This window comes from Micrococcus sp. 093350064-1 (genome assembly GCF_053627955.1).
Genome location: NZ_JBSEYU010000008.1, coordinates 77,621 through 95,753 on the forward strand (window position 1 = coordinate 77,621; position 18,133 = coordinate 95,753).

13 protein-coding genes, 1 tRNA gene, 1 other RNA gene and 1 pseudogene are annotated in these 18,133 nt (G+C 73.4%); 8 read left to right on the plus strand and 8 right to left on the minus strand.

Annotated elements, in window-relative coordinates; all coding sequences use genetic code 11:
• Positions 1–63: 63 nt before the first annotated feature.
• A pseudogene (locus tag ACUW6W_RS09605) lies at positions 64–1,197 on the minus strand (acyl-CoA dehydrogenase family protein).
• A 165-nt stretch (positions 1,198–1,362) separates the two neighbouring features.
• Here ACUW6W_RS09605 and ACUW6W_RS09610 point away from each other — a divergent pair.
• Positions 1,363–2,310, plus strand: coding sequence for a PaaI family thioesterase (locus ACUW6W_RS09610; RefSeq protein ID WP_073116407.1), 948 nt, complete (start codon positions 1,363–1,365; stop codon positions 2,308–2,310).
• A gap of 133 nt (positions 2,311–2,443) precedes the next feature.
• Here ACUW6W_RS09610 and ACUW6W_RS09615 read toward each other — a convergent pair whose 3' ends face one another.
• Genes ACUW6W_RS09615 through ACUW6W_RS09625 form a run of 3 tightly spaced genes read right to left on the minus strand, consistent with a single transcriptional unit; the run spans position 2,444 to position 6,043 of the window.
• Entirely contained in the window at positions 2,444–4,174 is a 1,731-nt protein-coding gene (locus ACUW6W_RS09615) for a cytochrome b/b6 domain-containing protein (RefSeq protein WP_454180154.1), read from the minus strand.
• A gap of 52 nt (positions 4,175–4,226) precedes the next feature.
• The gene (locus tag ACUW6W_RS09620) at positions 4,227–5,264 is read right to left on the minus strand and encodes an electron transfer flavoprotein subunit alpha/FixB family protein (protein ID WP_036315473.1); all 1,038 of its coding nucleotides are present in this window, start codon (positions 5,262–5,264) and stop codon (positions 4,227–4,229) included.
• Positions 5,261–6,043 carry an electron transfer flavoprotein subunit beta/FixA family protein gene (locus ACUW6W_RS09625; protein WP_216886429.1) on the minus strand — a complete coding sequence of 261 codons (783 nt, stop codon included), beginning with the start codon at positions 6,041–6,043 and terminating at the stop codon, positions 5,261–5,263. The genes ACUW6W_RS09620 and ACUW6W_RS09625 overlap by 4 nt, the downstream gene beginning before the upstream one ends.
• 179 nt (positions 6,044–6,222) lie before the next feature.
• Here ACUW6W_RS09625 and ACUW6W_RS09630 point away from each other — a divergent pair, with 179 nt between their 5' ends.
• From ACUW6W_RS09630 to ACUW6W_RS09640, 3 genes are all read left to right on the plus strand, one after another.
• On the plus strand, positions 6,223–7,137 hold the full coding sequence (locus ACUW6W_RS09630) for an NUDIX hydrolase (protein WP_454180155.1): 915 nt from the start codon (positions 6,223–6,225) through the stop codon (positions 7,135–7,137).
• Positions 7,138–7,321: 184 nt separating this feature from the next.
• Positions 7,322–8,740, plus strand: coding sequence for an L-serine ammonia-lyase (locus ACUW6W_RS09635; protein WP_454180156.1), 1,419 nt, complete (start codon positions 7,322–7,324; stop codon positions 8,738–8,740).
• Between the two features lie 107 nt (positions 8,741–8,847).
• Positions 8,848–9,945 (plus strand): YihY/virulence factor BrkB family protein, encoded by a 1,098-nt coding sequence (locus ACUW6W_RS09640; protein WP_227717929.1) that lies wholly within the window; start codon positions 8,848–8,850, stop codon positions 9,943–9,945.
• 20 nt (positions 9,946–9,965) lie between these two features.
• Here the strand turns inward: ACUW6W_RS09640 and ACUW6W_RS09645 are convergent, their stop codons facing one another.
• A complete protein-coding gene (locus ACUW6W_RS09645; protein ID WP_454180157.1) occupies positions 9,966–10,949 on the minus strand; it encodes a thermonuclease family protein in 984 nt (327 codons plus the stop codon).
• A 150-nt stretch (positions 10,950–11,099) separates the two neighbouring features.
• Positions 11,100–12,032, minus strand: a complete 933-nt coding sequence (locus ACUW6W_RS09650; protein ID WP_041102773.1) for a TspO/MBR family protein — start codon at positions 12,030–12,032, stop codon at positions 11,100–11,102.
• A 114-nt stretch (positions 12,033–12,146) separates the two neighbouring features.
• Between ACUW6W_RS09650 and ACUW6W_RS09655 the strand changes: the two genes are divergently transcribed.
• Both ACUW6W_RS09655 and poxB read left to right on the plus strand, forming a co-directional pair.
• The gene (locus tag ACUW6W_RS09655; protein ID WP_049146689.1) at positions 12,147–13,043 is read left to right on the plus strand and encodes an HAD family hydrolase; all 897 of its coding nucleotides are present in this window, start codon (positions 12,147–12,149) and stop codon (positions 13,041–13,043) included.
• A gap of 131 nt (positions 13,044–13,174) precedes the next feature.
• The gene (poxB, locus tag ACUW6W_RS09660; RefSeq protein ID WP_041102769.1) at positions 13,175–14,890 is read left to right on the plus strand and encodes a ubiquinone-dependent pyruvate dehydrogenase; all 1,716 of its coding nucleotides are present in this window, start codon (positions 13,175–13,177) and stop codon (positions 14,888–14,890) included.
• Between the two features lie 87 nt (positions 14,891–14,977).
• On the opposite strand, the gene ACUW6W_RS09665 is transcribed toward poxB, so the two are convergent.
• Positions 14,978–16,540 (minus strand): alanine/glycine:cation symporter family protein, encoded by a 1,563-nt coding sequence (locus ACUW6W_RS09665; protein WP_063189055.1) that lies wholly within the window; start codon positions 16,538–16,540, stop codon positions 14,978–14,980.
• A gap of 216 nt (positions 16,541–16,756) precedes the next feature.
• Positions 16,757–16,842: transfer RNA gene (locus ACUW6W_RS09670), tRNA-Ser, on the minus strand.
• Between the two features lie 155 nt (positions 16,843–16,997).
• On the opposite strand from ACUW6W_RS09670, the gene ffs reads away from it, so the two are divergent.
• Together ffs and gluQRS are read left to right on the plus strand one after the other, a co-directional pair.
• An RNA gene (gene ffs / locus ACUW6W_RS09675) (signal recognition particle sRNA small type) lies at positions 16,998–17,094 on the plus strand.
• Between the two features lie 16 nt (positions 17,095–17,110).
• Positions 17,111–18,097 carry a tRNA glutamyl-Q(34) synthetase GluQRS gene (gluQRS, locus tag ACUW6W_RS09680; protein WP_036384004.1) on the plus strand — a complete coding sequence of 329 codons (987 nt, stop codon included), beginning with the start codon at positions 17,111–17,113 and terminating at the stop codon, positions 18,095–18,097.
• Positions 18,098–18,133: the final 36 nt, after the last annotated feature.

The window sequence follows — 18,133 nt, forward strand, 5'->3', positions numbered from 1 at the left end:
TGGTCACGTGTGGGGACCGCGGGGCGCCGTGCTGGGTGGGGCGACCGGGTGGGGCCCCCGACGTCAGCCGATCAGGCCGCGGCCCACGATCATGCGCATGATCTCGTTGGAGCCCTCGAGGATCCGGTGCACGCGCAGGTCCCGGACGAGCTTCTCCACGCCGTATTCGTGCAGGTAGCCGTAGCCGCCGTGCAGCTGCAGGGCGGTGTCGGCGGCCTCGTAGCCGGACTCGGTGGCCACGAGCTTGGCCATGGCGCACAGGCGCACGGTGTCCGGGTCGTTGCGGTCCAGGGCGTCCGCGGCGCGCATGAGCATCGTGTGGGCGGTCTCCAGCTTCACGGACATGTCCGCGAGCTCGAAGACGAGGGCCTGCTTGGTGGTGAGCGGCTCGCCGAACGCGCTGCGCTCCTTGAGGTAGCGGGTGGCCTTGTCCAGGGCGGCCAGGCCGCCGCCGATCGAGCAGGCGCCGATGTTCAGGCGGCCGCCGTTGAGGCCCTTCATGGCGATGCGGAAGCCGTCGCCCTCCTCGCCGAGGCGGTCGGCCACGGGCACGCGGACGTCCTCGAAGATCACCTGGCGCGTGGGCTGGGTGTGCCAGCCCATCTTCTTCTCGCTGGGGCCGAAGGACAGGCCGGGGGTGTCCTTGTGGACCACGACGGCGGAGATCCCCCGGGCGCCCGTGTCCGCGGTGCGGCACATGACCACGTAGTAGCCGGAGGAGCCGGCGCCGGAGATGAACTGCTTGACGCCGTTGAGGACGTAGTGGTCGCCGTCGCGGACGGCGCGGGTCTTCAGCGCGGCCGCGTCCGAGCCGGCGCCGGGTTCGGTGAGGCAGTAGCTGGCCAGGTGCTCCATGCCCACGAGGTCGGGGATCCAGCGGGCGCGCTGCTCGTCGCTGCCGAAGGAGTCGATCATCCAGGCGACCATGTTGTGGATGGAGATGTAGGCGGCGAAGGCCGGGTCCGCCTTGGCGAGCTCCTCGAAGATCAGGATCGCGTCCGTGCGCGCCAGGCCGGTGCCGCCGTGCTCCTCCCCCACGTAGATGCCGCCCAGGCCGAGCTCGCCGGCCTCGGCGAGGACGTCCACCGGGAAATGCTACTCGGCGTCCCAGTCGAGGGCGTGCGGGGCGACGCGCTGCTCGGCCAAGTCGCGGACGGCGTCGACCAGGGCCTTCTGGTCGTCGGTGATGGGGAACATGGGTTCGTCCTCCTGGGGCTCGGGCCGGCCGCGCGGGCGGTCCACGACGGGGTGGTGCGGGGGTGACACCGCGGGCGGCGACAGGGTGTGACTGTCGTCACCACGATAATAGGACATCCAATGATTAGCCGTGTCGCCGCCGGGCCGTGGGCTAGCGTGCTCCCCGTGCAGACCACCACCAGCCCCACCGCGGACTCGCCCACCGGCCCCCGCTCCCACCCCTCCGGCCGCACGGAACAGCTGTTCGGCATCCGCCGCCATGCGCTGATGACCGAGCGGAACGGCGCCCTCAACCCGGCCGCGTTCGAGGTCGGCCCGTGGTGCCTCGACCTGGACGGCCGGCCCACCGGCGCGGCGGCCACCGTGATCATGGACAACGCCACGGCGGTGGCCGTGCACCACGCGGCCCGGGACATCGAGACCGTGGTCACCACCGAGCTGCAGGTCAACGTGCTCGGCCCGCTGCCCGCCTTCGACGCGGCGGCGGTCACAGCCGGGGACGAGGACGGCCCGCTGCTGGAGTGCTGGACCCGCCCGCTGGCCTGGGATGCCGGCGGCGGCGTGGCCCGCGCGTGGCTCGAGGACGCGGACGGGCGTCGCGTCGTCGAGGCGACCGGCTGGTTCCAGTCGGTGCCGGCCGGAGCGCCGGAGCGGATGGCCGAGTTCGTCGCGGCCGGACGGCTGCCCCGCGGGGCCGAGACCCGCGTGCCCATGCCGGGGCTGCTGGCCGCCCGCCCCGAGTCGCTGCCGGCGGCCGATCCGGACGTGCGCCCCGCCGTCGCTGCCGCGGCGAGCGCGGGCGCCCGCTTCGCCCCGAAGCCGGAGCTGGCCAACCCGTCGGGCGCGGTCCACGGCGGGGCCATGACGCTGCGGGCGGTCATCGCCGCGCAGGCGGCCATGCCGGACCGCGTGCGCTACGACGTCCAGGCCGTGCACGTGGTGTTCGTGCGCCCGGGGCATGGCGAGATGGTCGCCCTCACACGGGTGCGACACGCCGGCCGGTCCCTGCGCCTCGTGGAGGTGGACCTCGTGCCGGTCGGCGCCGACGGCGTCCCCGTGGCCGACAAGCCGATGGTCCAGGTGCAGGTCACCTTCCGCGCTGCCCGGAGCTGACGCCCCGCCCGCCCGAGCACCCGAGCGCTTTCGAACGTGAGAAAGGGCCTATCTCACGTTCGAAAGCGCTCATTCCCCCGACATCACGTTCGAAAGTCCCGGGAGGAGGAGGGGCCGTCGTCGTGCGGCCGGCTCAGCGGCCCACGGTGCCGAACCGGGAGGCCACGGGGGCCGTGAAGGCGGGCTTCAGGAAGAACCACGCGGCGGCGGTGACCGCCACGCTCACGAGGAACACCACGAGGCCCCACGCGTCGGTGGCCCCGCCGCGCGAGGTGTACATGTGGTTCAGGTTCGTCAGCAGGCCCGTGAAGGCCACGAGGAACACGTGCACCACGATGAACGCCACGAAGAAGACCATCACCGGGAAGTGCACCTTGCGGGCCACTTCCATGGGGAACGCCTTGTTCAGTCCCTTGGCCTCCGTGGGGAACCACGAGGACATGCGCCAGCCCGTGAGGGCGGCGAGCGGGGCGGCCACGAACACCACCAGCGCGTAGGAGAGCATCTGCAGCGCGTTGTAGTGCACCCAGCCGTTCTCCGTGGGCCAGTCCAGGGACAGGTACTGGATGCCGGCGGACAGGGCGTGCTGGAACACGTGCGGGTCCGTGGGCACGATCCGCGCCCAGTGGCCGGTGACGATCAGCAGCACCACGAAGATCACGCCGTTGAGCAGCCACAGCGCGTCGAGGGCCTGGTGCGTCCAGATGGTGAGCGAGAACTTCTTCGGGGTGTTGCCCCGCGCGGAGAACAGGCCGTCCTTCGTCGGAGTGAAGTTGGCCGGAGGCCGCGTCTCGTGACGGATCTGCAGGCCCGTCCGGATGATCAGCACCATCAGGAACATGTTCAGGAAGTGCTGCCAGCCCATCCACCAGGGCATCCCCTCGGGGGTGCCCTCGGGCAGGACCGGGTGCCCGTCGTAGGTCGCGATGAAGTCCGCCACCGGGTCCAGGCTCCGCAGCCAGCGTGCGGCCAGCACCGCGAGCAGCGCCAGCACCACGACGCCGGCCACCGCCGGCAGCGCCTTGCGCAGACGGGACGGGACGGCGGACTCGGCGGCGTCCGTCTCCGCGGTCCGAGCGGGCGTACCGGTGGCAGCCCGGGGCGGCTGCACGGCGGAGGCCGGCGGGGCCGAACGGGTGTCCGGCGCGGTGGGGGCCTCGGGGGCCGACGCCGCGGCCACGGGGGCGGCGACGGCCGGTTCCGCATCGGCCGGCTCGACATCGGCCAGCTCGGCGACGACCGGCCGGGCCGGCGCCGCGGCGGCGGGCTCGGCCGTGGGCTCGGCGGTGGCCTGCTCCGGTGCGTCGACCTCCTGCGCCACCATCTCCGGCGCGGTGGGGCCGCCCACGGCGGCGAGCTCGGTGAACCACTCCCCCTCCCGGGCGAACGGCACGTACCCGGCCATGCGTCGCCGCTTCGCGAGCGGCACGAGGTCGGACTCCACGGGAGCGCCCACCCCGGCCGCGGCCGGCGCACCGGTCGCGGAGGCGACGACGGCCGCCACGTCCGGCACGACGGGCTCGGTCTCCGCGGGTGCGGGGGCCCGCGTCGGGGACGCCGAGGCGGCGATCGGCTCGGGCGCGACGGACCGCGCCGGGGCGGCGGCCGGGATCGATCCCGCGGCCGGGGCGGGGGCGCCGCCGAGCCACTCGGCCTCGCGGGCGAACGGGACGTACCCGGCCATGCGGCGTCGCGCGGACAGGGGCGTGAGGCCCGACGTCGGCGCGGTCGGCGCCACCGGGACGGCGGCCGCGGCCGAGGCGGGGGCCGCCGTCGTGGTGTCCTGCGCCGGGGCGGGGGCGGGCTCGGTCTCGGCCGGGGCGCCCTTCAGGGGGACGTAGCCGGCCATTCGCTGCTTGGGCATGCTTCTCCTCGTCCGAGGGGCGCGGTCCGCAGCGGACCGCGCCCGCACCGGTTCAGCCGCGGCGGGTGCGCAGCTGCTCGATGACCTGCGGGACCACCTGGAAGATGTCCCCGACCACGCCGAAGTCGGCGTGCTCGAAGATCTCGGCGTCCTCGTTCTTGTCGATCGCCACGATGGTCTTGGCGGTCTTCATGCCGGCCAGGTGCTGGATGGCGCCGGAGATGCCGAGGGCGATGTACAGGTTCGGGGACACGATCACGCCGGTCTGGCCCACCTGGCGCTCGGCCGCGGTGTAGCCGGAGTCGACGGCGGCACGCGAGGCGCCCACGGCGGCGCCGAGCTCGTCGGCGAGCTGCTCGACGATCGCGAAGCCCTCCTCGGAGCCCACGCCGCGTCCGCCGGCGACGACGGTCTTGGCGCCGCGCAACGGCGGACGGGCGGAGTTCTGCGTGCGGGCGTTCACCTCGAGCACCCGGGCGCCGGCGGTCACCGGGCCCAGCTCGGCGGCGGCCAGCTCCACGACCTCGGGCGCCTCGACGGCCGGGGCCCGGTCCGCGACGGCGCCGGGGCGCATGGTGATGATCCGGGGGCCGCCCTCGCCGGTGGACTCGCTGAGGTAGTCGCCTCCGAACACGGAGTGGCGGGCGATGACCTCGTCGTCGGCCCAGCGCAGCCCCACGGCATCCGCGCAGACGGGGCCGCGGGCGCGGACGGACAGGCGGCCGGCCACCGCGCGGGACTCAGGACTGCCGGAGAGCAGCACGGCCACGGGCGCGGTGCGGGCGGCCGCGGCGGCGAGGGCCTGCACGGCGGCGTCGCCGAGGGTGGTGGCGGCGTCGTCGGCCACGAGGACGTGGACGCGCGTGGCGCCGTACTCCCCCAGCCGGGCGACGGCGGCGTCCCTGCCCTCCGCATCGGTCACGAGGACGGCCTCGGGCACGCCCACGGTGGCGGCCGCGCCGAGCAGCTCGGCCACGACCGGGCGGAGCGCGCCGTCCGCGCCGATCTCGGCGTGCACCAGCACGGTCTGACCGCTGTTCGCGGCGTCGGTCTGCGTCGTCATCTCGGTCTCCTCCACGTTCGCGCTCACACGAGCCCCCGACCCGCGAGGAACTCCACCAGCCGCTCGGCGGCGGTGCCGTCGTCGGTGATCTTCTCGCCCGCGGCGCGCTCGGGACGCGTGTCCGCCGAGACCATCACGGAGCGGTAGGCGGCCTCGGCCGGGCCCGCGGCGATGCCGAGGTCGGCCAGGGACAGCACGGTGAGCGGCTTCTTCTTGGCCGCCATGATGTTCTTGAAGTTCGGGAACCGCGGCTCGGCGGTCTTCTCCGTCAGGCTCGCCACGGCGGGCAGGGCGACGGCGGCGCGCACATCCGCGTCCGAGGTCGCCACGGTGCCGGTCAGCTCGCCGTCGGTCAGCTCGGGGGCCTCGGCGTGCGGCAGGTAGGGCCGGTCCAGGAGCTCGGCGACCATGGCCGGCACCACGCCGGTGCCGCCGTCCGTGGACACCGTGCCGGCGAGCACGAGGTCGGCGCCCTCCTTCTCGACGGCCGCGGCGATCACGCGAGCCGTCTGCACGGCGTCCGAGCCGACGAGTGCGTCGTCGGTGATCTGCACGGCGGAGTCCGCGCCCATGGCCAGCATCTTGCGCAGGGTCTTCGAGGAGTCCTCGGGGCCCACCGTCAGGGCCACGACCTCGATGTCCGCGCCGGCGTCCCGCCAGCCCAGGGCGACCTCCATGACGCGCTCGCTGATCTCGTCCGGCACGGGCTCGGCCGCGCCGTCGCGCACCACCCAGCCGGTCTCCAGGCTCAGCTCACGCTCCTGCCACGTGTCCGGCACCTGCTTGGCCAGCACCAGGATCTTCACGGCCTCTCCTCCTTGGGTCGCGGTCTCGCCCCGGGGCCTCCGCCCCGAGCACGGTGACTTACGCTACAGACTACGGGTCCGCGCACGTCCGGGCCGCATGACCCGCGCGCGGGAGCGGCCGGGGCCGCCGTCGTCGGCCCGTGCGTCCGGACCATGATCGCCCGAACCGAGGAGGCACCGTGAGCCCCGCCGCCCCGCCCGCCGAGCCGCCGGCCGCCGAGGACCGGCCCCGGGTCCCGGCGGCGCCCGCCTCCTCCCTCGTGCTGGTCCGGCCCGGGGCCGGCGGCGAGACCTCGGTGTTCACCGTCCGCCGCGCCGGGACCATGGCCTTCAGCGCCCACGCCACGGCCTTCCCCGGCGGCCGCGTGGACCCCGCGGACGACCTGCCGGACAGGCTGTGGGAGGGCACGGATCTGGCCGACTGGGGCCGGCGCCTGGGGCTGCCGCACGAGCCCGCGGACGCCCACGGCACCCTCGCGGAACTCGACCCCGCCGACGGCGCCGGCCGCGTGCTGGCCGCCGCCGTCCGCGAGACGTTCGAGGAGACCGGAGTGCTCCTGGCCCGGGACGCCGACACCGGCACCCCCGTGGACCCGGCCCGGGTGGCCGCGTTCCCCGACGAGCTGCGCGACGCCGTCGAGCGCCACGAGGTGGACTTCGGGGATCTGCTCGACCGCGAGGGGCTGCGCCCCGACGCCGGCGCGCTCGTGCCGTGGTCCCGGTGGATCACCCCGCACGGGGGCCCGCGCCGCTACGACACGTTCTTCTTCGCCGTCCACCTGCCGCAGGGTCAGTCCCCCGAGCGGATGTCCTCCGAGGCGGCCAGCCACGGCTGGGCGTCGCCCGCCGAGCTGCTGCGCCGCTTCCGGGCCGGCGAGGTCAACCTGATGGCCCCCACGTGGTGGCAGCTGCGCACCCTGGTCGACGCCGGCGAGGACCTCCACGCGGGCCGCTCCCGGTTCGAGCCCCTCGAGGGGGTCATGCTCGTGGCCGGGCAGGGGCCCGTGTTCCCCCACGCGGACGAGTATCTGCGTGACCTGACGGCGTTCCGTGCGGCCGCGCAGGTGGAGGAGTCCAAGGACAACATCCTCTGAGCGCTCCCGTCTCCGGTCCGTGCGGTGGGCGACGGGCCGGAGAGCAGCGCGGACCACGAGCCGCGACCCCATGGCCTGCCGGGCCCCGTGCCCCTAGTCTGGTCTGCACCGGATCACCCGGCTCCGCGCGTCCGGCCCGCACCCCCAGCCGCCGCGCGTCCCGCTCGCACCCTAGGAGCACTGCATGGCGCTCAGCGTCCTCGACCTGTTCTCGATCGGCATCGGCCCGTCCTCGTCCCACACCGTGGGACCCATGCGCGCCGCCCGCCGCTTCACGGACAGCATGGGCCAGCACGGCGTCCTCGAGCGCACGGCCCGCGTGCACGCCGAGCTGTTCGGCTCGCTGGCGGCCACCGGCGTGGGCCACGGCTCGGACACCGCGGTGCTGCTCGGCCTGGCCGGCCAGGACCCCGAGACCATCGACCCGGACGCCTGCACCGGGCTCGTGGAGGAGATCGTCACGGGCGGTCGACTGCCCCTGGACGGGCGCCACGAGATCGCCTTCGACCGGCAGGCGGACCTGACCCTCCACATGCGCGAGTCCCTGCCCGGGCATCCGAACGGCATGCGCCTGACCGCCTACGACGACGCCGGCGGACAGCTCCACACCCGCGACTACTACTCGGTGGGCGGCGGCTTCGTGGTCACCTCGGACGAGCTCGAGGCCGAGCTGGACGCCACCAAGGACGTCAACCGCGCCGACGACGGCGACACCGGCGAACCGTACCCCTTCTCCACGGGCGCCGAGCTCGCCGCCCGCTGTCACGAGGCGGGCCTGAGCATCGCGGAGCTCATGCTCGCCAACGAGGCCACCCGCCACGACCTCGACGAGCTGCGCACCCAGCTGCTGGCCATCTGGGCCGTCATGGAGGAATGCGTCCACAACGGCGTGTCCCGCACCGAGCCGATCCTGCCCGGCGGACTGAAGGTCCGCCGTCGGGCCCCCGCGCTGCGGGAGCACCTGCTCCAGACCACCGACCGCACCGACCCCATGTGGGCCATGGAGTGGGTCAACCTCTTCGCGCTCGCGGTGAACGAGGAGAACGCCTCGGGCGGGCGCATCGTCACCGCGCCCACGAACGGCGCCGCGGGCATCATCCCGGCCGTCATGCTCTACTACATGCGCTTCGTGCTCCCCGAGGGCGCCACGCAGCAGGAGCGGGACGACAAGGTGGTCGAGTTCCTGCTCACCGCGGCGGCGATCGGCATCCTGTACAAGCGCAACGCCTCCATCTCCGGCGCCGAGGTCGGCTGCCAGGGCGAGGTCGGCTCCGCCTGCTCCATGGCGGCGGGCGCGCTGTGCGCCGTGCTCGGCGGCACCGTGGACCAGGTGGAGAACGCGGCCGAGATCGGGATCGAGCACAACCTCGGGCTGACGTGCGACCCCGTGGGCGGCCTCGTCCAGGTGCCGTGCATCGAACGCAACGCGATCGCGTCCGTGAAGGCCATCAACGCGGCCCGGCTGGCGCTGCTCGGGGACGGCTCGCACCGGGTGACCCTGGACCAGGCCATCACGACCATGCGCGACACCGGCGCGGACATGAAGTCCAAGTACAAGGAGACCTCGCGCGGCGGCCTGGCCGTGAACGTCATCGAGTGCTGATCGCCCGGGTCCGCGGCCCAGCGCCGCTCCGGTCGGGACGGACGGGGCACCCGTCCGCTACCGTGGGGCCCGACCCGCACCCTGCCCCCGAGCGCGAGAGGACCGACGTGGCCATTCATCCTGTGGACGCGACCCTGGAGGCCGCGAAGATCGATCCCGACCAGCGTGCCGAGAGGCTCAAGGGCGTGAAGCTCGACGGCGCCGGCTGGAAGTACGCGCTCACACGCGCGCTCAAGGAGTTCGGCAACGACGGCGGCACCGACCTGGCCGCGAAGCTCACCTACTACCTGGTGCTCTCGCTGGCTCCTTCCCTGCTGGCCGTGTTCTCCATCCTGTCCCTCGTGCTCGCCTCCAACCGCGGGGCCATCGACGATCTGCTGGGGGAGCTGACCGGTCTGGTCCCGAGCGACTACCAGCCGCTCGTCACGAACCTGGTGACCACCATGAGCGACTCGGCCGGCTCAGGCGGCGGGATCATCGCCCTCATCATCGGCATCGCGACCGCCCTGTGGTCCGCCTCCGCGTACGTGAAGGCGTTCAACCGCTCGGCCAACACGGTGTACGGCTACGAGGAGGGCCGCGGCCTGGTGAAGCTGACGCTGACCAACCTGCTCACCACGCTCATCCTGATCGTGGGCATCGTGGTCGTGCTGCTCTCGCTGGCGCTGAACCGCTCGCTCGTGGACGGCTTCCTCCAGCCGATCGCCGGGCCGCTCGGCATGACCGGCGTGGTGAACTTCCTCTCGGACACGTTCCTGCCGGTGTGGGCGTGGGCGAAGTGGCCTGTCGTCGTCGTGATCCTGCTGGTGCTGATCGCGACCCTGTACTACACCACCCCGAACGTCCAGAAGCCGCGCTTCCACCTCTTCGGCCCCGGCAACATCGTGGCGCTGGTGGGCATGGTGCTGGCCGCGGTGGCCCTGTCCGTGTACTTCACGCAGTTCGCCGGCTACTCGGCGTACGGTGCGATCGGCACGGTCATGGCGCTGCTGTTCGCCCTGTGGATCTTCAACATCGTGCTGCTGCTCGGCCTGGAGGTCGACGCCGAGGTGGAGCGTGCCCGCCAGCTCGAGGCCGGCCTGCCCGCCGAGGCTCGGGTGCAGCTGCCCCCGAAGGACGTGGCCGGGGTGGAGAAGCGCGCCGAGAAGCAGACGGCCGTGGAGGAGCGCGGCTACGAACTGCGGGCGGTCCACGAGGGCCGCTGACCGCGCCCGGCGCGGGGCCCTCAGCGCCGGGCCGCCCGGTAGCCGTCCGCCTGGGCCGCGGCGGCGGAGGCGTAGCAGTTGCGCGCGTTGGTCTTGCCGTAGTGCTGCTGACCGGGCATGTGGTAGATGCCCGAGTTGTCGTTGGCCTTGACCGGGTGGGAGTCCGGGCACACGGAGTCGGCTCCGCTCACCGGCCCCGCGTCGCCGGACGCGGGGGCCGCCTCCGGGGCGGGGGCCGGGGCCGCCTCCGGGATGGGCTCGGCCGCGGTGCCGCACTCCCCGGAGAACCTGCCGACGCCGTTCGCCCGGGCCTGCTCCCACGCCGCCTCGACCTCGGGCAGGAAACGGTCGTTGCCGTCGAAGACCGCCGGCTCGCCGTAGCCCAGGCGGGCCATCTCGGCGTTGAGCAGGACGCCGTCGGCGTACACGCCGGCGAGGAGGCGGTCGTAGCGGTCGTAGAGCCGGCGATCGTACCGCAGCACCACCGTGTCGCCGGGGCTGATCATCGACTTCAGCGCCGCCGTCGCCTCCAGTCCCATGCACTCGACCGGCTTCGAGGGGTGGTGGGTCTCGGGGGTGTCGATGTTGAGCAGGCGCACCCGCGTGGACACCTCGCCGAGGGTCACGCGGAGCGTGTCGCCGTCCGAGATCGACTCGACCGTGACCACGTCTCCCTCGACGTCGGCCGGGGCGGCGGGCGCCGCCGGCTCGGCACTGCGGGAGCCCTCAGCGGCACGCGACTCGGCGGCCCCGCTCGAGGACGACGCTGCGGCGCGCGAGCTCTGCGCGGCGGAGGAGGAAGCGGCCAGCGACGACGCAGCGGCACGGCTCGTCGCGGCCGCGTCGACGGACGGGGTGGGCGTCGTCGGCATCGTGCTGACCGACGCGGAGGTGTCGGCATCGCTCGCCGGGGTGACGCCGTCGTCGGTGGCGGTGCAGCCGGTGAGCAGGAGCAGGGACAGTGCGGCCGCGGGGAGCGCCGCGCGCAGACGGGCAAGGGGCACGAGGATCCTGGAGGGGAAGGGACGGGGACATGACGAAGGCCCCGCCGTGAGGCGGGGCCTTCGGATCACCACATCATCGCATGTGGGAGGCACAGGTGTTGCCGCACGTCACGACAGCATCGGTCCCCGTTCCGTCAATGACGACGGGGGTCAGCGACGGCCGTCGATGGGGTCGCCGCCGCCGTCGAGTGCGTCGAGGACGAGGTCGCGGGCCTCGCCCGTCGCGGACCGGCGGGAGAGCAGCAGCGCGGCCAGCCAGCACAGCAGGACGATCGCCGCGCCGCCCCACGCCAGGAGGGCGAGGCTGCCCGAGAGCAGCCCCGTGCCGTCCGCGCGGCCGACGCCGATCCACACCAGACCCCACGCGAGCGCGAACGCCGGAGCCGGGCGGCCGCCGTTGTACACGGCCGTGAACGCGCCGATCAGCACGGCCACCACGAGCATCACCTTCGCCCAGAGGGACGACTGCCCCGGATCGCCGACGACGCCGGTCGAGGCCAGCCACGCGGCCAGGTTCGCCACGGCGGCGATCGAGACCCAGCCCAGATGCAGGCCCTGCACCCCGTCCAGGAGGATCCGCTCCCCCCAGCTGTGCGCGCGGACGGATTCGAGGAGCACCAGGATCCACGCCAGGCACGTCAGCAGCAGCGCGATCACCACGACGCTCAGCCCCAGCAGCCCGGCCTGCACCGTCCAGATCCACGCGGCGTTGAGCAGCACCGAGACCAGGATCCACGGTCGCAGGCGGTCGTGACGGGCGGACTGGGCCGAGGCGAGGAACTGCCACACGGCGTACGCCAGCAGCCCCGCGTAGATCACGGACCAGATGCCGAACGCGGGGGTCGCCGGGGAGACCCAGGTGGCGTCCGGGCCGAGCCAGCCGCCCGCGGCCTCGGCCACGGGGGTCAGGCCGCCGACGACGCCGGAGCCCAGGAACGCGGCCACGACCGCGAGGATCACGACCACGAGCATGGCCACCCGGCCGCCCGTCGAGGACAGCCCCGTCCCCGAGCTGGGGACGCGCGCCGCGGCGTCGGGGCCGAAGGGGCTGCGGGACGGGCCGAGGTCGGTGGCGGTGCTCATGGGTGCTCCCGTGGGGTGATCGTCGGGGGTGTGCCCCGGGCGGGGCGGGTCTCAGGGTCAGCGTAGCCGCCGGGCCCATCGCGGGCACGGGCCACCGCGGCCTAGGGTGGGGGCATGCGCACTTCCTCCCCGATAGGACTCCTGCTGGACGTGGACGCCCCCGTGGCCTCCACCGAGACCCGGACCGTGCCGGAGGGGATCATCGACGTGCTCGTCCGTCTCGCGAGGCGCGGGGTGCCGGTCGGCTTCAACACGGGCCGCTCCACGGACTTCCTCCTGCACAACCTGATCGCCCCGCTGCGCGACGCGGGCCTCCCGGACGACGCTCCCTTCCACGCGATCTGCGAGAAGGGCGCCGTGTGGTTCCCGTTCTCCGCGGTGCCCTCCGGGGACCTGCCCGACGTCACCGTGGACGGCACCGCCCCGGACTGGCTCCGCACCGACCCGGACATGGCCATCGACGCGGACACCCGTGACGCGATCTGGGCCCTCAACGATGAGCGCGCCGGGGACCTGCAGTTCACCGACCGCACCAAGCTGGCCATGGTCTCCCTCGAGAAGACGGTCGGCGCCGACCAGACGGAGTACGAGCGGGTGCGCGACGACGTCGCCGCGGGCGTCGAGGATCTGCTCGCCGAGCGCGGACTCGCCGAGGAGGTGCGCGTGGCCCCCTCGGTGATCTCGGTGGACGTCGAGCACCGCTCCTCCGGCAAGGACCTGGGCGTCGAGCGCTGCTTCGACCTGCTGGCGGAGGCGGGCACCCCGGTGCCCGAACGCTGGCTCACCGCGGGCGACTCGCGCAGCGACTACGCCATGGCCGACCGGCTGCACGAGCGCGGACTCGCCGTGGAGCACATGGACGTGCGGCCCGCCGACGGCGTCCCCGAGAAGCCCTACGGCGTGGTGACGGCGGCGATCCTCGCCGAACGCGGCATCGGCGACGCCGACGACGTCCACGAGCGGGCGGGCGAGTCCCTGCTGCGCTGGGTGGAGCGCGACCTGCTGCGCTGACCAGGCCGGACGCCCCCTCTGCGGACGGCCGACCCTCCCCGGGCCTGGACCTCGACCCCTAGCGTGGAAGGCAATGCCGCGCCCCTGCCGAAACCGGCCCGGGCGCCTCCCGACCAGAGAGAGGTTCCACCGTGGCCACCGTCGCCCAGAACATCGTCGAGACCCTCCACGCCTCGGGCGTGCGCCGCATGTACGGCGTGCCCGGGGACTCCCTCAACGGGCTGACCGAGGCCCTGCGCTCCCACGGCGGCATCCAGTGGGTGCACACCCGGCACGAGGAGACCGCGGCCTTCGCGGCCTCCGCCGAGTCCCAGCTCACGGATGAGCTCGCGGTCTGCGTGGGCTCGTGCGGTCCGGGCAACCTCCACCTGATCAACGGCCTGTTCGACGCCCAGCGCTCCCGCACTCCGGTGCTCGCGATCGCCGCGCACATCCCGTCGGAGGAGATCGGCTCGGGCTACTTCCAGGAGACCCATCCGCAGGACCTGTTCCGCGAGTGCTCCGTCTACGTGGAGCACGTCTCCTCGGCGGACCAGATGCCCCGCATGCTGCGCACCGCGATGCGGGCCGCCGTCGAGCAGCGGGGCGTGGCCGTGCTCGTGATCCCGGGCGACGTGGCCCTCACCGAGCTCTCCGCGAAGCCCGAGGTGATCCGTCACACGCCGTCCCGCGTCATCCCGGCGGACTCCGTGCTGCGCGAGGCCGCCGAGGCCCTGGACTCGTCCAAGCGGATCACCATCCTGGCCGGCGCGGGTGCGGCCGGCGCCCACGACGAGGTCGTGGCCCTGGCGGAGCGCCTGCAGGCCCCGATCGTCCACGCGCTGCGCGGCAAGGACCGGATCGAGTACGACAACCCGTATGACGTCGGCTTGACCGGCCTGCTCGGCTTCGCCTCCGGCTACCACGCGCTCAAGGAGGCCGAGACTCTGCTGATCCTCGGCTCCTCCCTGCCGTACCGGCAGTTCTACCCCGAGGACGCCACGGTCATCCAGGTGGACGTGCGCGGCGAGCAGATCGGCCGACGGGTGGCCGTGGACGTGCCGCTCGTGGGCGGCGTGAAGGAGACGGCCCAGGCCCTGCTGCCGCTGCTGCGCGGGAACTCGTCGTCGGCGTTCCTGGACAAGGCGCTCAAGCACTACGCCAAGACCCGCAAGGACCTCGACCAGCTGGCCTCCCCGGGACGCGGACGCGTGCATCCGCAGTACGTGGCCCGCCTCCTCGACGAGCTGGCCGACGACGACGTGGTGTTCCTGCCCGACGTCGGCTCCCCGGTGGTCTGGGCCTCCCGGTACCTGACGATGAACGGGCGCCGCCGGATCATCGGCTCCCTGTCCCACGGCTCCATGGCCAACGCGGTCACGCAGGCGGTCGGCGCCCAGGCGGTCGACCCCACCCGCCAGGTGGTGGCGATGGCCGGCGACGGCGGGTTGGCCATGATGCTCGGCGAGCTGCTGTCGTTCGTGCAGAACGACCTGCCCGTGAAGACGCTCGTGTTCGACAACGACTCGCTGAACTTCGTGGAGCTCGAGATGATGGCCGCCGGGTTCGTCCCCTTCGGGACGGACCTGCAGAACCCGGACTTCGCGGCGATCGCGGAGGCAGCCGGCATCAAGGGCTTCCGCGCGGACCACACGACGGACCTGCCTGCGGTGATGCGCGAGTTCCTCGCCCACGACGGGCCTGCGCTGCTGGTGGTCAAGACCGAGCGTCAGGAGCTGACGATCCCGCCGAGCATCGAGTTCGAGCAGGCCAAGGGCTTCGCGCTCTACGCCATGCGCACCGTCCTCGACGGCAAGGGCACCAAGCTGCTCGACCTCGCGAAGGCGAACCTGCGCCAGCTGTTCTGACCTGCCGCGCACGACGACGGCCCGGACGCTGGCGGCGTCCGGGCCGTCGTCGTGGTGGGGCGGGGAGGGCCCAGCCCCGCCGGCCCGTCAGGCGCGGTGGGCGCCGCCCTCGGTGACGATCGGGTGCTCGGCCGTGCCGGCGACGCCCTGGGTGATCAGGCCGTCGGCGCGGTGCTCCCAGAAGTCCGCGTTGCGGATGCCGAGCGGGCGCGGGTCGAACTGCGGGTCGAGACCCTGGCGCTTCTGTGCACGGTAGTCCTTGAGGGCCTTGAGGGCCGGGCCCTGCAGCACGAGGATGCCGAGGATGTTCAGCCAGGCCATGGAGCCCACGCCGATGTCGCCGAGGCCCCAGGCCGCACCCGTGGTGGCGACGGCGCCGTAGGCCACGGACACGAGGATCAGGGCCTGCAGGAAGCGCAGCACGACGCGGCGGACCATGCCGTTGCGCAGGTTGCGCGTGAGGAACACGAGGTTGACCTCGGCCATGTAGTAGTACGCCACGATCGTGGTGAAGGCGAAGAACGCGAGCGCCACGGCCACGAACGTGGGGCCGAAGCCGGTGAACATGGCGTCGAAGCCAGTCTGGACGAAGGCCGGGCCCTCGGAGGCCGTCGGCGAGACGATGCCCTCGAACAGCAGGCCGGAGCCGGACCCGTCCGAGTACACCCGGTAGGCGCCCGTGGAGATGATGATGAACGCGGTGGCCGAGCAGACGAAGAGCGTGTCGATGTACACGGCGAACGCCTGCACGAAGCCCTGCTTGGCCGGGTGCGAGACCTCGGCGGCCGCGGCGGCGTGCGGACCCGTGCCCTGGCCGGCCTCGTTGGAGTAGACGCCGCGCTTCACGCCCCACTGGATGGCGAGGCCGAGGATCGCGCCGAACACGGCGTGCACACCGAACGCGCTGGCGAAGATGGAGCCGAAGACCTCGGGGATCTGGTCGAAGTTCAGGAACAGCACGATCAGCGCGAGGATGATGTACAGCACGGCCATCACGGGCACCACGTAGACGGCGAACGTCGCGATGCGCTTCACGCCGCCCAGGACGATGAAGGCCAGCAGGATGACCATGGCCAGGGCCACGACCCAGGCGGGCACGGCCCACGCCTCGCCCACGGCCGCGGCCACGCCGTTGGCCTGCACGCCCGGCAGGAAGTAGCTGGTGGCGAAGACGGTGACGACGGCGAACAGGATGGCGTACACCTTGAACGCGGGGGCGGCGGCCGTGTGCTTGTAGGCCTTCTCGAAGTAGTACGCCGGGCCGCCGCGGTACTCGCCGGTGTCCGGGTCGCGCTCCTTGTAGATCTGGCCGAGCGTGGACTCGATGAAGGACGTGGCGGCACCGAGCAGGGCCATGACCCACATCCAGAACACGGCGCCGGGGCCGCCGAACGCGATGGCCGTGGCGACGCCGCCGATGTTGCCCATGCCGACGCGGCCGGCGAGCGACATCATGAGGGACTGGAGGGACGAGGTGCCGTCCGCGGAGTCCTGGCCCTCGCGGAGCTGCTTCACCATGTCCGGGATGTTCACGAACTGCAGGAACATGGTCCGGATGGTGAAGTAGAGGCCGACGATCAGGCAGAGCCAGATCAGGGCCGGGGACCAGATGACGTCGTTCACGGCGGTGATGAGATCTGCGAAGGACATGGGGTCTCCAGATCGGGTGGGGATGGCCGGTGCGGTGCGAGCTCCGAGCGGCGGCCGCCGGCGGTCCCGGGCGACTGGGGAGAAGGATACGCGCAAATGTGACGCACGTCTCGCACCCAGCGCGGCGGATGAGGAGTCCGGGCGCATCCTCCCCCTCGACAGCGGTCCCGGACATGCGAAAAGCCCCGGAACCACTGGGGTCCCGGGGCTTACACGCGGAGGATGGGGGATTTGAACCCCCGAGGGCTGTTAACCCAACACGCGTTCCAGGCGTGCGCCATAGGCCGCTAGGCGAATCCTCCTTGGTGCGCCCTCATGCGGCGGACCGCGCGAGGGCAGGCTCCATCATAACCAGATCGTCCTGGGCCGCGCCAATCCCCCGCGGGAGGCGAGGGCCCGGTCCGGGTCTCGCCGCGGCCCGAATCGCCCCGCCCACCGCCGCCCTGGTAGAGTCGTGGGCGGCCCCTCACGTGGTGTCATCTCGCTGAACTCCCCCAGGACCGGAAGGTAGCAAGGGTAGGTGGGCTCTGGCAGGTGCGTGAGGGGTCTTCACTTTCCCCAGGAGATCCCATGCCCGCCGGACGCTACGCCCCCTCCCCCACGGGGAGCCTGCACCTGGGCAACCTGCGCACCGCGCTCGTCGCGTGGCTCGCGGCGCGCGCCACGGACCGTGCCTTCCTGCTGCGGGTCGAGGACCTGGACCGCGTCCGCTCCGGGGCCGAGGCCGGGCAGCGGGCGGACCTGGCCGCCGTCGGGCTGGACTGGGACGCCGAGCCGGTGCGTCAGTCCGAGCGCACCGCCCGGTACGACGCCGCCGTGGCCGCCCTGCGGGCCGCGCACGGCGCGGACGCGGTCTACGAGTGCTTCTGCTCGCGCAAGGACATCGCCGAGGCGACGTCGGCCCCGCACCCGAGGCCCGACGACGGCGCCCCCGCCTCCGGCGGCGCCGTGCCGCTGCGTCCGCCCGGCTTCTATCCGGGCACCTGCCGCGGCCTGACGGAGGCCGAGCGGGCCGAGCGACGGCGGGTGCGTCCCGCCGCCCTGCGGATCGACGCGGCGAAGGTCGCGGGCCTGCCGGCGGGCGAGATCCCGCGCGCCACCGCCGTGGACGTGCTGCACGGCGAGGTCACGGGCCTGGTCGACGACCTGGTGCTGCGCCGGAACGACGGGGCGTACGCGTACAACCTGGCCGTCGTCGTGGACGACCTGGCGCAGGGCGTGGACCAGGTGGTCCGCGGCGACGACCTGCTCGACTCGGCCCCGCGCCAGCGCTGGCTGGCCGAGGTGCTGTGCGCCGCGCGCGGGGAGCCGACGCCCGCAGTGGAGTACCTGCACGTGCCGCTCGTGCTGAATGCGGAGGGGCGGCGGCTGGCCAAGCGGGACGGCGCCGTGACGCTCGAGGACCTCGCTGCGCAGGACCCGGCGTGGACCCCCGAGCGGGTGCGGGACCGGCTGCTGGAGTCCCTCGGCCTGCCCGCGGGACCGCTGGCGGCCGCCGTGCCCGCGTTCGACCCGGCCGCCCTGCCGCGTGATCCGTGGGTGTTCACCGGGCTCTGAGCGGGCCGGCGTCCCGGCCCGCCGCAGGCCCGGCCC

Bases quoted from the DNA above. Each gene is read 5' to 3' on its own strand.
- ACUW6W_RS09650 (WP_041102773.1), bottom strand. From the start codon at position 12,032: ATGAGCACCGCCACCGACCTCGGCCCGTCCCGCAGCCCCTTCGGCCCC.
- ACUW6W_RS09665 (WP_063189055.1), bottom strand. From the start codon at position 16,540: ATGTCCTTCGCAGATCTCATCACCGCCGTGAACGACGTCATCTGGTCC.
- ACUW6W_RS09635 (WP_454180156.1), top strand. From the start codon at position 7,322: ATGGCGCTCAGCGTCCTCGACCTGTTCTCGATCGGCATCGGCCCGTCC.
- gluQRS (WP_036384004.1), top strand. From the start codon at position 17,111: ATGCCCGCCGGACGCTACGCCCCCTCCCCCACGGGGAGCCTGCACCTG.
- ACUW6W_RS09615 (WP_454180154.1), bottom strand. From the start codon at position 4,174: ATGCCCAAGCAGCGAATGGCCGGCTACGTCCCCCTGAAGGGCGCCCCG.
- ACUW6W_RS09655 (WP_049146689.1), top strand. From the start codon at position 12,147: ATGCGCACTTCCTCCCCGATAGGACTCCTGCTGGACGTGGACGCCCCC.